We start from the raw sequence: 13957 nt of genomic DNA, 5'->3' as shown, positions 1-13957 counted from the left end.
TGACTCTTCCTCATGATTTTCATTCTTTCTCAACCGACGTTTTTAGCTGACTGCGAGCCAGCAGCACAACGGGCAGCGTACCCGCCAGCACGATCAGCAGTGCGGCAATTGCGCCTTCTTCGTAGGTGCCTCTGGCAGCTTCGGCATACAGAACGGTCGCTAGCGTTTCGAAATTGACCGGCCGCAGCAGCAGCGTGGCGGGGAGCTCTTTCATCGCGTCGGCAAATACCAGCAGCGCACTGGTCACCAGCGCGGGGCGCAGCAGGGGAAGGTGCACGCGGAAAAAGGTGACGAATTCACTTTCGCCCAGCAGACGCGATGCCTGTTCCATCACGGGGGGAATGCGCGTCAGCCCGGCATCAAGTGCACCAATCCCAATCGCCATAAAGCGAATGGCGCAGCAGACCACCAGCAGGACACCGGCGGAAAGCAGCGGCAATCCCTTATAGCCTATCAAGTCAGCGAGGAAATTATCCGTCTCCATGCCGGGCGTCAGCATGCCAATTGCCAGTACCGTACCGGGCACGGCATAGCCCAGCGAGGCAATTCTCAGTATGGTGCGGCGGCGTTCCGGTGAGCGATCATTGATAGCTGAATGACGGGCATACCACGCAATAATCAAGCTAACGAACGTGACGACCAGCGTGACGCCAACGGCCAGCAGAAGCGAGTTCTGCAACGACTGTATCAGGCCAGCGGAGATCGTCACGCTATCGCCCAGCCGTTTGGCGCTTTCCCATGCCAAAAAGAGGGCAGGGGCGATGAAGCCGAGCAGGATAGGTAACGCGGTCGCACAGGTCGCCAACCAGGCGCGTACACCTTTCAGCGGTGCGGGCATGATGCCGCGCATCTGTCGGCTAGTGCCGTAGCGCTGGTTTTTCCGGCCGTAATATTCCAGTGTCAGCAGCAGGATGACCACCGTCAGCATCGTGCAGGCAATCTGTGCAGCGGCAGGTAAATCCGAACGGGTGACCCAGGTGGTGTAAACCGTTACGGTGAGTGTATTGACCCCAAGAAACTCGGAGGCACCAATGTCATTCAGCGTTTCCAGCAAGGCCAGACTGGTGCCGACGGCCAACGCAGGGCGCGCCATCGGCAGGGCGACGTGCAGGAAGGTGCCCGTGGCGCTCAAACCCAGCGTGCGAGCGGCTTCCAGCAAGTGTGCAGGCTGGCTGATAAACATCGCGCGCATAGTCAGATAAACGTATGGATAGAGCACCAGCCCGAGTAGCAGAATCGCGCCCGTCATGGAGCGCAGATCCGGCAGGCGGAACTGACGCGGACTGTCGTAGCCCAGCACACTGCGGATCGCTTCCTGAATCGGCCCTATAGGATGCAGCAGATCGAGCCAGGCAAAAGCGACAATGTAGGTTGGCATCGCCAGCGGTAGCAGCAGCGCCCAGCTAACGAACTGTCTGCCGGGGAAATCAAACGCGGTCACCAGCCAGGCGCAGCCTGCGCCAATCACCATGACGAGTGCGCCGACGCCGACGAGCAGAATGAGCGTGTTGAGTGCGGCATCGGGCAGCACGTAGCGCATCAGGTGATCCCAATGGCCAACACCCGCGCCAGCCGCTAGCCAAAGCAGGGAAACCAGCGGAGCCAGTACGCCGAGTGCAATGATGACGGCAGCGATGCGAAGCGGAGAAAAAAAGAGGCGCGGCCGCCCGAAGGCGCCGCGCATGGTTGACGAACCGGTCTTATTGATCGAATCCAACTTTATCTACCAACTGACTGGCCTGTTTACGGAATTTAACGATGTCGGTCAGCGGAGTGCTATCCACATTAACTTCACCAATCGTGCTGCCAATGGTGGAATCCAGCGTGACGCCTTTGCGAACTGGGTATTCGTAGTTTGCCTGTGCGTAGATCTGCTGAGCCGGAGCGGAGACCAGATATTCCATCAATTTCACGGCTTGATCTTTATGCGGAGCATGACGTGCAACCGCTGCACCGCTGATATTGACGTGTGTGCCGCCATTTTCAAAGGTAGGCTGAACAACTTTGATGGCATCGCCCCATTTACGGGCATCGGTGCCTTCTTTGGCGTTCTTCATATGGCCGACATAATACGAGTTCGCCAGACCTACATCGCAGATGCCGCCGAGGATATCGCGCGCCACGTCGCGGTCGCCGCCAGTCGCTTTACGCGCCAGATTGTCTTTCACACCGCGCAGCCAGGTTTCAGTTTTGGCTTCGCCGTGGTGGGCAATCATCGCAGCAACCAGTGCGGTATTGTAAGGGTGTTGACCCGCACGGATACACACTTTGCCTTTCCATTTCGGATCGGCCAGATCTTCGTAAGTGATGCCGGTCAGCGGCAGTGATTTTTCTGCATAGAGCACGCGAGAGCGCATTGACAGACCAAACCATTGGTTATCTTTGTCACGCAGCGCCGCCGGGATAGCGTCGGTTAATGCACTGGACTGAATAGGCTGTGTAACCCCCGCTTCTACCAGATCGATCAGGTTACCGGCATCAACGGTCATCAGCAGGTCAGCCGGTGAGTTTTGGCCTTCCGCCTTCACACGCTCCAGCATGCCGTCCTTGATGAACACGGTATTGACTTTAACCGACGTCTCTTTGGTGAACGCATCCAGCAGCGGCTGAATCAGGCCGGGCTCACGCGTGGTGTAGAGCGTCAGAGAGTCATCTGCTGCGACAGCAGGCAGGGCGTAGGCAACCATTAGCGATGAAGCCAGCGTCAGCAGGCGCGCTTTTTTGCGCAGAACAGACAGCGTTTTTGACATGTTATTATCTTCTCCAGAGTGAATGTGGGGCTAAATTAATAAAATAAGGAGATATTTTCTGCAGGTGACAAAAACTATATATGATAATCACTCTTGTTTTCAATCTCATTGCGCTACACGATCCTCGATCGTGATGGGGGTCAACATACGGACTCATCGGGAGAGAACCGCTGCTTTATTTTTCAGCATGTTGATAAACATAGCAGCGATTGATTAGGTTGCGTGAGGTGAGTGCTATGGCGTCTGGCTTTCGGCCAGCCTGCTGATATGCATGGTCAGCCACGTAAGTTCTTCTTTCGGCAGGGCCATTTGGTATTTTTCCTGCACGTAATCCCTGATGGCCCAGGAAATCGCCATCGCGTCAGGATAGTGTTTCAGCAGTTCCTGATAGAAATCGTCTGTGCGTCCCGGCGCGATTTTGCGGGCAATCACTCGTTCGGAGAAATAGCGTAGATGGGTGATAAAACGGAGATAATCGACGGCGTTGACATCAATATTCTTGTTTAACTTATAGCGGACAATCTCCGCCAGACGATTCACCAACTGAACTTGCTGGTGGGCATCGGCAATTTCGGCGCTGCCGGCGGCATTGATGAGGTGGAACGCGATATTGATGGCTTCGTCATCGGGCAGCGTAACGTTAAAGCGCGCCGACACGCGATCTTTTGCCTGCACGCCGAGGGCGTACTCTTTTTGGTAATAGCGTTTCACTTCCCAACTGAGCTTATTGATGAAGTGGTTGCCTGTTTTACTACGTTCAACGGCAAAATAGAGATGTTCCGCCAGCGTAAAGAACAGCACCGAATTAAGTTTTTCGGCGTACTGACTTTGCGCCAGCGTGACGATCTCATGCGTGATGTCAAAAAAAGCCGCAGGAATGGTGTCGGTCAATGAAAGAAAATGCCGTGATTTCAGGTTTTCCAGCGGAATGAAAACCTGCTTAACGTGCGTCACATCAATCAATGAACCGGGTTTGGCACCAAATCCGATGCCTTTACCCAACAGGATCATCTCCTGCTGTTCATGGTCGACTAACAGCATGCTGTTATTTAACGCTTTTTTCACTTTAATCACGTTTTTCTTCCAATCATGCTGGTTTTCTCATTACGCTTTTCCAATCACTGTCATTGCGCACGTAGCCTGCGGCAGCGCTGTCTGTCAGGTGAGGTCGGCACCGTTGGTCGAGATGACCTTCTGATACCAGTAGAACGAATCCTTCCTCAGCCGCGCCAGAGAACCGTTGCCCTCATCATCCTGATCGACATAGATAAAGCCATAGCGTTTGGACATTTGTGACGTGCCCGCGCTGATGATGTCAATCGCGCCCCAACTGGTGAACCCCATTAGTTCAACGCCTTCGCCAATCGCTTCACGCATTTGCTCGAAATGTGAACGGAAGTAGTCAACGCGGTAAGGATCGTGGATTTTGCCGTTTTCGACAACGTCTTTCGCACCCAGCCCATTTTCGACAATAAACAGCGGTTTCTGGTAGCGATCGTAAAGCTCCAGCAGGGAAATTTTCAGCCCGACGGGGTCGATCTGCCATCCCCAGTCTGAGGCTGGCAGGTACGGATTTTTCACGCCCAGAACGGTATTACCCGGGATTCTTTCGGCGTCTGGCTGGGTGGATTCGGTGAGCGACATGTAATAGCTGAACGACACAAAATCAACGGTGTGCTGTTTGAGAACAGCCAGATCGTCGGGCTGCATGGTGATGTGAATGCCGCGTCGTTCAAGGTCGCGCTTGATGAGCGGCGGATATTCACCGAACACCTGCACATCGGCATAAAAGTAGTTTTCGAGATTCTTTTTCAGCGCGGCTTCGACGTCTTCCGGGCGGCAGGAGTGCGGATAGGTCGTCAGTTTGGTCAGCATGCAACCGACCTGGCTGCTCGGGATTTTTTCATGGCAGTCGCGGGTGACGATAGCCGAGGCAACAAATTGATGATGTAACCCCTGATAAATATCCTGCTTGGCTTGTCCCGGCGCGCTTTTCTCTTCACGGATACCGGCAGTGGTAAACGGATGACGATGGATACTGTCGATCTCGTTAAAGGTCAGCCAGTAGCGCACCAGATCCTTATAGCGATCGAAGCAGACATTGCTGAAGCGTACGAAGGCATCCAGTACGTTGCGGTGCACCCAGCCATTGTATTTCTCACTCAGCGCCAGCGGCATTTCGTAGTGTGAAAGCGTCACCAGCGGTTCGATGCCGTGCTTGCGCATCTCGCGGAACAGATCGTCGTAAAACTGTAAACCGGCCTCATTCGGCGCGCTGTCTTCTCCGGTCGGAAAGATACGCGACCAGGCGATAGAGACGCGCAGCACCTTGAAGCCCATTTCGGCAAACAGCGCCAGATCGCCTTGGTAGCGGTGGTAAAAATCGATGCCGCGCCGCTTGGGATAGAACGCGTCATTTTTTCCGTTGAGCGCATCGGCGATGTTTTCATCCGTCAGCGCCATGTGGGCATGGTAATTCTTCAGGTCGAGGTTCGGCTTCCAGGTAATCGCGTCCGCGACTGACGGCCCCTTGCCGTCTTCATTCCATGCGCCTTCGGCCTGATTCGCGGCAATCGCGCCGCCCCATAAAAAGTGTTCCGGGAATGCGATGTTTTTATCCATTACACAGACTCCTTTAAGGTCATGATGATGGTGTGGGGATGGATGACGACGTCAGTGGCTTCCGGTATCACGCGAAAGCGCTCGCTGTTGGTGATAACCATCATGACGACGGGATCGTAACCCGCCGCGATGAGGCTATCGAGGTCAAATTCAACGAGGACATCGCCAGTATTAACCTGTTGGCCAGTCGTGACTTTCGGCTGAAAGCCCTGACCATTGAGTTTGATGGTATCGATACCGATATGGAAAATCAGCTCGGCACCGCTGTCGGTGAGCATGCTGACGGCATGGCCGGTTTCAAACACGTTCTCAATCGTGCCGCTTGCCGGCGCGTAGAGCACGCCTTTCTCGGGGATAATGGCGATGCCGTCGCCCATAATACGTTTGGAGAAGATCTCATCATTCACGTTGTCCAGCGCAATCACTTTTCCTTCAATCGGGCTGGCGAACTGGCACTCGGTCATCGCATGATGGTTTTCTTCTACGGCGACGGCAGGCTTCTCTTCCCGCCAGAGGAACAGGGCGGAGAGAAAGGCGATGACAAAAGAGAGCGCGGCACCGGCGATGGCGTAGACAATGTTCCAGCTATTTTCCGGTGAGATAAACATGGAGATGCTAGCCAGACCGGGGCCAACCAGCGCAAAGGCTTCAATCGCCATCCAACCGATAAACGCACCGCCGACCAGGCTACCCGCGATCACGCTGTAGAGCGCCTTTTTATTCAGCAGCGTAATCCCGTATAGCGCGGGTTCGGTGATGCCGAACAGGGCAGAAATACCGGCTGAAATTGCCGTCGATTTTAGCGTTTTGTCTTTGCTCTTGAGCGCAATCGCCATACAGGCACCTGATTCGGCAATGTTGTGCGCAAGCGACGCAGGCAGATAGAGCATTTCCTTGCCAAACTGGCTCAAGGAGGAAACGGCATAGGGCAGCATCGGCTTATGCATCCCCGAGGCCACCATGAAGGGCAGCGCAGCGGCGAGCAACCCCGTTGCCACAAAGCCCAGCTTGCTGTACAGCCAGAGGATCACGCTAGCCAGACCCGCACCGAGTTCATAACCGAGCGGGCCAAGAACCAACAGCGTGACGGGAACGGTGACCAACAGCGACAGCATCGGTGACAGGAAAATACGCAGCGCGCTCGGCGAGTAGCGATTGAAGAGCTTTTCGGTTTGCGCATAAAAAATGACGCACAGAATCGCCGGGAAAACCTGCGACGCGTAAGCGACGTTTTTCAAGTCGAGGGAGAGAAATTCCGCGCCTTCTGCCAGCTGTTTAGACATGGCCGGCAGCACCATGACAGAGACGGCGGAAACGGCAACCAGCACATTCACTTTCAGCTTCATCGCGGTGGTGATGCCCACCAGAATCGGCAGAAAATAGAGCGGGGCGGAACCGATATTATCCAGCACTTTGTACGTTGAGCTGTCTTTGGTGAGCCAGCCGAGAAGGTCCAGCAGCAGTAACAGCGATTTGAGCACGCCGCCACCGGCAATCGCAGGCACCAGCGGCTGAAAAACGCTGATGATAAAATCGATAACAAAAGCGGTGCGATTGGTTTTTGCTGGCACGGCGCGATCTGTTTGCTTACGGCCTGCCGCGAGGTTCTGCACTGCTTCGTACACCTGCATCACTTCGCTGCCGATGATCACCTGGCACTGCACGTTAACCCGAACGCCCAGCACGCCCGGTACCTTTTCCAGCTCGTTCTGGTTTACTTGGCTGTTGTCATAAAGACTTAGCCGTAGCCGTGTAGAACAGTGTTCAATATGCTCAATGTTGTCAATTCCACCGACTAACGTGATGATTTTTTCAGCGGTAGTGGCATAGGCTGTCGCGTTATTATCTGCTGCTGTGTGGCTCATACGACGATTCCCCTGATCCAGAAACGAAAAAAGACCTGAAGCACTTCCCATGATGTTGAGTGGGAGAGCTTCAGGTCTTGCCTAGAAAACTAGTTACACGCCTGTGCTGCTGTTGTAAGTCCTCGCACGCGGGAAAGTCAAACAGATCGTGCAGCCTTAATGGGTAAGTGTGATGGCAATAGCAGAATGGAGGGATTAGCCTGACGGCGCTGATGAATCTCAGGCATGTTGCATAAAACATGGCGCTTTTTAACCGATTATAGAAAACAGAACGAGATAAACTCGCCAAGTGCAAATGGGTAAGTGAGAGGCGAAAAGCACGTATGATTTCTGTAACATGAAGAGGTCATAGTAGGTAGAAGTAGTTTGTACAGATGGCGGTTTTAAATACGCCAAATGTCACGTTAATTGATTGTTTTTATTTATAATATTCATCTCTGGAATTTATTGTTATGACTGATGATTTGCTTTCTCACCTTTCGAGCGCGTTACGTTCAGAGGATACCTTCGAGGGGTTGGTTCGCCAGTTATTGGTCATGCTGGAGTTGGTCACCGATCTGGAATCGACGTACCTGACGCAGGTTGACACCGAAGCGGGTTTCCAAAATATTCTGTTTGCTCACAACACGAAAACGCTCAACATCCCTGAAGGGGCGTCGGTTCCGTGGCATGACACGCTGTGCAAGCGTGCGCTGGACGAAGGGCAAAGCTATACGCCTAACGTGGCCGAGTGTTGGGGGGATTCTGAGGCGGCGCAAGCGCTGGGCATTATGACCTATGCCAGTACACCAGTGCGCATGGAAGACGGGCAGTTATATGGCACCCTCTGTGCCGCAAGCTCCGACCATAAGCCGCTGACAACCAAGGGTGAACAGATCCTGAGTCTATTCGCGCAGCTTATTGCTCAACAGGTGCAGAAAGAGTGGCTGGTGCAGCAATTGACGGCCGCCAATGCCGCATTACATGAATACTCTTACACCGATTCACTGACCGGACTGCTTAATCGCCGGGGCGTGTTTTACTCGCTAGAAGCGATGTTTTCTCAGGCCGGGAATGACCACCAGCAGGTGTTGATTGTGTTCATTGACCTCGACGGCTTTAAAAAAATTAACGACCAGTTCGGCCACGAAGCGGGTGATATCTTCTTGCAAGAGGTCGGCCGACGCTTGCTGGCGTGGGGCAATCCGGGGGATGTCGTCGGGCGTCTTGGTGGTGATGAATTTGTCTTTGCCCGTATGGTCAACGTTGCGCCGGGAGAGAACGAGCGCGTGATTTCTTCCTTCAGAGACGACATTACGCCTTTGTTACAGGGGAATTATTCTCTCGGTAAGGCCAGTTCGCTCGGTACGGTCAATATTGAATATTTGGGCGCAAGCATCGGGATTGTCACGGCAGACCCTTCGGTCGATGAGCCTGATGGCGTAATCCGTCGAGCCGATGCCGCAATGTACGCCAATAAAGTGATGCGAAAAAAAGATCAAACCCACGCTTTTGATGTCATCACCGCACAACCGTAAATACCTGTACGGGTGTAATCATCTGCTCATCAGGCATCTTTGGTTGCATCCAGAGTGAGTTTGCCATCTTCTAAGTGAAGTTTGGTGGGGGAAAGGAGTTCAAACAGACGGTTGAACGGATCGGCGTCTTTGCCTGATTCCCCAGTCATAAAGTTGAAGTCCATTTCTATCAGGTATTTCAGGCGTGGTACATAGCCTTCTGGTGCCTGTGCTTGTTCGATTAATGGTAGATTCTCATGGTGATCTAACACCATTTTGAAAAATTCGGTTTGTTTAAACTCGCCGCGACTCCACTCCAGTTTGCTTTGTGCTATGGCCATCGTGCGCCACACTTGCTCCTGATCATAAGCCTCGCTCCAGGCCGCGCGCCGCTCATTCACCGTAAAGGTTCCGCTGTCGTCATAAGTAATCAGCGCCAACTGTTCACGAGACAGACCTTTGAAGGGGTTACTTCCTTGACTATTGGTATACGCTGTAGCTTGTTTCGCTCTGGCTAATCGCTCGGGGTCATCGCTATTGGGGACTTCCGCATCGTGGGTTTTTCTGTTGTTGGCGTAATTCACACCGAGAATTTCATTATGCGCACTTTTGGCCTTGGCCGCCAATGCATTGCGATCGTTTGTTGCATCTCTGGCTTCGGCCCTGACGGCGGCATCGCTGAGCTGTTTTGCCAGCGTTGTAATGCCGATATTTTTTTTATTTGAATAACCATCAGACGCTGTAGACGCGGATTGTGTGCCTTCGGATACGTTTTCCTGCTTTTTTATCGAGCGACTGTCATTGGTGGACTGCGCATCTGCCACTGTACTTTTTGAAAGGCCATTGAAGTTAATCATTCGTTCTTCTCACTCGTTGTGATTCAGGGACAAGTAACGACTCATGCTGCTTATCCCTATTCATAAAAAATGCCTGAGTGGTTGCTCAGCTATTTTTCAGTACGGGTGTTATCTCATGGTAATTTCTACATCTGAGTCGTGAGTATTGACGTTGGCATACGTGACCCTTAGGTCACAGCGTGCGCCGTTGCTAGGCGTGGTGCTTTTAGTCCATTGGGGGATTTTATTTCCCAACACATACTTCACAGTATACGTCATATCAAACTGGCAAACTTTGGCCCCAACTTTGTAACGAACATGCATTGAACCAACGTCACTGATTGGATTGGAGATCGTATATTGATTTGAATTCCCAGACTTGACGAATTCACTCGGTGTAGGTGACGCATTCGCCTGTGAAAAAACTTCTGCTGTCGTCGTTGGCGAAAAAATGGCATCCGGAGCGCTGGATGCGCCAAGATTCTTAAAGGTGACATTGAATTTCGGGCCCGCATTAGCAGCAGCTGATGCAAAAAGGGCTGTCATGAACAGTGAAGACAACAGAATATTGCTTGATTTCATTTGAAAAAACTCCATGTATTTTCATCTGTGACCACAGTCTTTTTATTCTTTCTATCCTACTACGCGGAATACGACGCTGTGTGCTGTAGCCGTAAACGCAGGCAGACCGCGTGATTTGATAATAAATCGGCATTATATAAAAAACATTTAAGTATTTATGGTTATTTTAATAACGCTTTATAGGCCTTAAAAGTATATTTTCTTTCCATTCTTAATTTATTCATGCTAATAATATTAATTGCAATTATTCATTTACATGTCCTGCTTCTCCAGAGTGAGATGATTGTGTTATACGAACCGCTATAGACAGGGTTTTCTTACTGAGTTAGATAGCCAGGTAATTATAATTTGGCTATTCTTTTCGGATTAGCGAACGATGCGGATAAACAGTGTGGATAGATCGATGATTGCTGTTGGTAAGCCTGTATTGTGGCATGAATGGCTATTTTGAATAATCGAAGAGTAGGGTGCAGGGGCGCTTGTTAAGTCAAAAGACATCCAGCGCCTGTTTTTTTAATAAGTAGGGATACTAAAGGTATATCTTAACCATTCGATTTTCATGAAAGCCAGCGTATACGCAACGGGATCATGATTAATCTATATCGTTTTACCAGCCGCAGACGTTAGTGTCTTCATCCGCATCGTAGCCACGTACGATATTAACCAGTTCTTTTACTGCTTCAGCTGAAATTGTCTTGTCTTTTAACTCTTCGACCGTAGCGAGATCTTTATCAACGGACACGCCGTTATTATTATTCGTGACTGTCAGCAAAAACCCTTTTTTATTCTCACTGGCTGAAGGCAGCTCGTTGAGTAATTCCACGACTGCACCTGCGGCGAAATTTGGCACATAAAAAGCCATCGGTTTAAGATAAACTTTTTCTGCTTTTTCATTATTTTCGTAGTTCAATAGTGTTAATGAATAGCCTTTATTTTCACTTGCCATTATGTTCACCTCAACCTTCTATCAAAATTTTTGGATCGACATAAAAGTCCACGTTAAATAGCGTATCATCAGATAACGCTTCGATTCTGTGCCATTTCTCTGGGGGGAATACGCCAAATTGTCCGGCCTCGATCGTCAACGTTTCGACGGGCTCAGGACTGGTCTCATCGGCGTAGCCATAATAACGAATCGTCCCTTGCATCACGCACAAGCGCGGGTAGACACCTTGACGCGTCCCCGCATCCAAATGGCGCTTCCAGATAGACGCAGGGGCAGTTTCTTTTGTCCAGAAAGGCGTGGTACGGGTATGAACATAATTCGCGGGTATAACAATTCGTTCCATGTTTAAACCTCATGCTTTACCCAGCCACATTGCAGGGCGGGAAGGAAAAAACCATATGGTGCATATCATATACCTGTTTTAATGTTTGTGAATTATTTTCTGCTAATTAATTTTTTACAATACCGCAACACGTCGCGGAAAGGCTGTATTATCAAGGTTCGACGTTTCTCATATCGATTATTTTTCTGCGCTTATGGAAGGGAGGGGAAACTAACATCAAGGAATAGTTACATTAAGTTATTTTTGGATGGTCTACTTATTAGGGATGTTGAATGTAATAAATCCCCCTTGGCGATACTCAATTAGAGTTATTGTTAAAAATAAATCAAAAGAGTAGAAATGAGAAAATATAACGCTACTCTATGGTGAGGTTTTAACTCAAATGAAAAAGAACGTAAAACTCAGCTCTTTTTATTATGGTTTCCCGGTTTTCCTTGTTACGACAACAGATAGTAGCAACGGAGAAGTCAATGTTGCTTCTATATCGTCGTCAATTTCTCTCGGTGATAAAATTATTATCGGTGTCACTAAAGGAAGTAAGACCTACAGTAATTTATTATCTGGATCTGATGTTGTCATCAATATTCCTGATTACAAACTGTGGGAGAAAATTGAAGAACTGGGTAAGTTGACCGGGAGCGATACGCTATCTGAAGGTCAGATTAAATGGGGTGTTGAGGTCTGCCACGACAAATTCTCCAAAGTCGGCCTTCACACTGAACCCTCTACCGATATTACGCCACCTCGGGTGATTGAATGTCCTATCCAGGCGGAATGTAAAACCGTCAGCACAACGGACAAAGGGCGTTTTATTCTTGTCGAACTGGACATTGTGAATGTCTGGGTGGAGAGCGAGCTATTAGGAGCAAATGACGTTGTTGATTCGTCAAAATGGAAGCCTCTGATCTACAACTTCCGCGAATATGACACCACGGGCGACGCATTAGGTTTTAATTTTAAATACGGGCATTAATCTTATCGAGAGAACGCTGCCGCGGCGTTTACTGATGGTGGCGTTCTCTCTTCTGCAGCGTAGGCCAGCATTAAAAAATATTGATGCTATTGTTTATTTTCCGCATTTTTATCGATTGTATTGATTACCGCTAGCGTCATGGCTTCAACCCCGGTGCGAATGGTCGGTTCCGGCACTGGTGCAAACTGTGGGGAATGGTTGCTGGGTATTTCTACGCCTTCATTTGCCCATTTTTTAATTTGCTCTGGCGAATAAATACCGATGTTAAAATAGACAGATGGAATGCCATTGTTGACGAAGACAGAGAAATCTTCGCTGGCAGAGCTGGGTTCTTTCGCCTGTATGAAATGTTGACCGAATCGTTGGCTAAACACCTTCGCGGTAGATTCGGATAGCCTGTCGTCATTCACGACAGAGTCAACTTTGCTTTGACCAATCACAATCTCCGGTTTTGGTGCTTTGGCCATGTCGGCAGACGCCTTGGCAAACCGAGTGATACCCTCAATCAAATTTTTACGTACGTTCTCATCGTAAGTACGCAGCGTTCCCTGAATATTCGCTGTATCAGGAATGATATTGCCGGATGATCCGGCGTTAAATGCGCCAATTGTCACAACGCCAAACGCGTTAGGGGACGTTTCACGGCTGACTAGCGTTTGTACGTCAGTCACAAATCGTGCAGCGATAATAATGGGGTCAATGGTTTTTTCCGGCATGGAACCATGTCCCCCTTTCCCGCTAAAGGTAATGGCGAATGAATCACCGTTGGATGTCTGGACGCCGGGCTTAAAAGAAACCAGTCCGTATTCCATTGGGGAAGTGTGGAGGGCAAAGGCGTAATCTGGCTTACCAAATTTTTTGAAAATGCCGTCCTGAATCATTGCACTGGCACCAGTAATTTCCTCTTCAGCCGGCTGGGCGACAAACATTAAGGTTCCTTTCCAGCTGTCTTTCATACTTATTAGTGCAGAGGCGGTGCCGAACCATGATGCCATATGAATGTCGTGACCGCAGGAGTGCGCAACGAATGTCTCTTTCCCATCTCGACCTGTCTGCTTGGCGGTACTGGCGTATGGCAGACCTGTTTTTTCCTGCATGGGCAGAGCATCAAGTTCTGTGCGTACCATGACGGTAGGGCCAGCCCCATTCTGGAATATGGCAACCAACCCTGTGCCGCCGATATTTTCCGTCACCTGGAAACCGATCTTGCGCATATTATCAGCAAGAAGTTTGGTTGTTCTGACTTCCTGATACCCGAGTTCAGGATTCTTATGAATATCTTTATATAAGCTATCCAACTGAGGGTAATGCTGATTGAGATAGAGATCCGTTTTCTTGCTTATTTCCTGTATATCCACTGCGTTTGCAATATTGGGAATGCAATTCATTGTTAGCAGGAGACATAATGTCGCGTTAAGTTTCATGAAGTATCGTCCTTTTTGATTAAAGAGTAGGGTGGTTAATGCCTTGCTTGTTCCTGAGCAGAGAAATGCTGAGCCCTGTTTTCTTTGTCACTACGCAGTGAGAATCTGAGGATGAATAAA

12 protein-coding genes are annotated in these 13957 nt (G+C 50.1%); 2 read left to right on the top strand and 10 right to left on the bottom strand.

What is annotated here, in order from left to right; genetic code table 11:
• Window positions 1-19 precede the first annotated feature (19 nt).
• The 5 genes from QWJ20_RS03710 to QWJ20_RS03690 form a co-directional block, all read right to left on the bottom strand.
• Window positions 20-1717: an ABC transporter permease gene (locus QWJ20_RS03710; protein ID WP_433991890.1), complete on the bottom strand. Its 1698-nt coding sequence runs from the start codon at window positions 1715-1717 to the stop codon at window positions 20-22.
• Window positions 1701-2750: a Fe(3+) ABC transporter substrate-binding protein gene (locus QWJ20_RS03705; RefSeq protein WP_224072215.1), complete on the bottom strand. Its 1050-nt coding sequence runs from the start codon at window positions 2748-2750 to the stop codon at window positions 1701-1703. The genes QWJ20_RS03710 and QWJ20_RS03705 overlap by 17 nt, the downstream gene beginning before the upstream one ends.
• 234 nt (window positions 2751-2984) lie before the next feature.
• Entirely contained in the window at window positions 2985-3824 is an 840-nt protein-coding gene (locus tag QWJ20_RS03700) for a PRD domain-containing protein (RefSeq protein WP_433991889.1), read from the bottom strand.
• Window positions 3825-3908: 84 nt separating this feature from the next.
• Window positions 3909-5372, bottom strand: coding sequence for a glycoside hydrolase family 1 protein (locus tag QWJ20_RS03695; RefSeq protein ID WP_433991888.1), 1464 nt, complete (start codon window positions 5370-5372; stop codon window positions 3909-3911).
• Window positions 5372-7237, bottom strand: coding sequence for a beta-glucoside-specific PTS transporter subunit IIABC (locus QWJ20_RS03690; protein ID WP_433991887.1), 1866 nt, complete (start codon window positions 7235-7237; stop codon window positions 5372-5374). Before QWJ20_RS03690 ends, QWJ20_RS03695 begins: the two co-directional genes overlap by 1 nt.
• A gap of 452 nt (window positions 7238-7689) precedes the next feature.
• Between QWJ20_RS03690 and QWJ20_RS03685 the strand changes: the two genes are divergently transcribed.
• Entirely contained in the window at window positions 7690-8754 is a 1065-nt protein-coding gene (locus tag QWJ20_RS03685) for a sensor domain-containing diguanylate cyclase (RefSeq protein WP_433991886.1), read from the top strand.
• A gap of 29 nt (window positions 8755-8783) precedes the next feature.
• Here QWJ20_RS03685 and QWJ20_RS03680 read toward each other — a convergent pair whose 3' ends face one another.
• The 4 genes from QWJ20_RS03680 to QWJ20_RS03665 all read right to left on the bottom strand — a co-directional run bounded on the left by QWJ20_RS03680 (window position 8784) and on the right by QWJ20_RS03665 (window position 11440).
• The gene (locus tag QWJ20_RS03680) at window positions 8784-9590 is read right to left on the bottom strand and encodes a hypothetical protein (RefSeq protein WP_433991885.1); all 807 of its coding nucleotides are present in this window, start codon (window positions 9588-9590) and stop codon (window positions 8784-8786) included.
• A gap of 108 nt (window positions 9591-9698) precedes the next feature.
• Window positions 9699-10151 (bottom strand): hypothetical protein, encoded by a 453-nt coding sequence (locus QWJ20_RS03675; RefSeq protein ID WP_039487680.1) that lies wholly within the window; start codon window positions 10149-10151, stop codon window positions 9699-9701.
• 607 nt (window positions 10152-10758) lie between these two features.
• Window positions 10759-11097, bottom strand: a complete 339-nt coding sequence (locus tag QWJ20_RS03670) for a DUF1869 domain-containing protein (protein WP_433991884.1) — start codon at window positions 11095-11097, stop codon at window positions 10759-10761.
• Between the two features lie 10 nt (window positions 11098-11107).
• The gene (locus tag QWJ20_RS03665; RefSeq protein WP_095698971.1) at window positions 11108-11440 is read right to left on the bottom strand and encodes a DUF1971 domain-containing protein; all 333 of its coding nucleotides are present in this window, start codon (window positions 11438-11440) and stop codon (window positions 11108-11110) included.
• Between the two features lie 382 nt (window positions 11441-11822).
• Between QWJ20_RS03665 and QWJ20_RS03660 the strand changes: the two genes are divergently transcribed.
• Window positions 11823-12413, top strand: coding sequence for a flavin reductase family protein (locus QWJ20_RS03660; protein WP_433991883.1), 591 nt, complete (start codon window positions 11823-11825; stop codon window positions 12411-12413).
• A gap of 86 nt (window positions 12414-12499) precedes the next feature.
• Here the strand turns inward: QWJ20_RS03660 and QWJ20_RS03655 are convergent, their stop codons facing one another.
• A complete protein-coding gene (locus QWJ20_RS03655) occupies window positions 12500-13837 on the bottom strand; it encodes an amidohydrolase (RefSeq protein WP_433991882.1) in 1338 nt (445 codons plus the stop codon).
• Window positions 13838-13957 lie beyond the last annotated feature (120 nt).

The organism is Pectobacterium sp. S5, from assembly GCF_051707265.1.
GTDB classification, from domain to species: Bacteria; Pseudomonadota; Gammaproteobacteria; order Enterobacterales; family Enterobacteriaceae; genus Pectobacterium; species Pectobacterium polare.
Note: the sequence above shows the minus strand (reverse complement) of the source record. Positions and strands in the feature narration are given on the sequence as shown.

Bases quoted from the DNA above. Each gene is read 5' to 3' on its own strand.
- QWJ20_RS03675 (WP_039487680.1), bottom strand. From the start codon at position 10,151: ATGAAATCAAGCAATATTCTGTTGTCTTCACTGTTCATGACAGCCCTT.
- QWJ20_RS03680 (WP_433991885.1), bottom strand. From the start codon at position 9,590: ATGATTAACTTCAATGGCCTTTCAAAAAGTACAGTGGCAGATGCGCAG.
- QWJ20_RS03670 (WP_433991884.1), bottom strand. From the start codon at position 11,097: ATGGCAAGTGAAAATAAAGGCTATTCATTAACACTATTGAACTACGAA.
- QWJ20_RS03705 (WP_224072215.1), bottom strand. From the start codon at position 2,750: ATGTCAAAAACGCTGTCTGTTCTGCGCAAAAAAGCGCGCCTGCTGACG.
- QWJ20_RS03655 (WP_433991882.1), bottom strand. From the start codon at position 13,837: ATGAAACTTAACGCGACATTATGTCTCCTGCTAACAATGAATTGCATT.
- QWJ20_RS03695 (WP_433991888.1), bottom strand. From the start codon at position 5,372: ATGGATAAAAACATCGCATTCCCGGAACACTTTTTATGGGGCGGCGCG.
- QWJ20_RS03690 (WP_433991887.1), bottom strand. From the start codon at position 7,237: ATGAGCCACACAGCAGCAGATAATAACGCGACAGCCTATGCCACTACC.
- QWJ20_RS03685 (WP_433991886.1), top strand. From the start codon at position 7,690: ATGACTGATGATTTGCTTTCTCACCTTTCGAGCGCGTTACGTTCAGAG.
- QWJ20_RS03660 (WP_433991883.1), top strand. From the start codon at position 11,823: ATGAAAAAGAACGTAAAACTCAGCTCTTTTTATTATGGTTTCCCGGTT.
- QWJ20_RS03665 (WP_095698971.1), bottom strand. From the start codon at position 11,440: ATGGAACGAATTGTTATACCCGCGAATTATGTTCATACCCGTACCACG.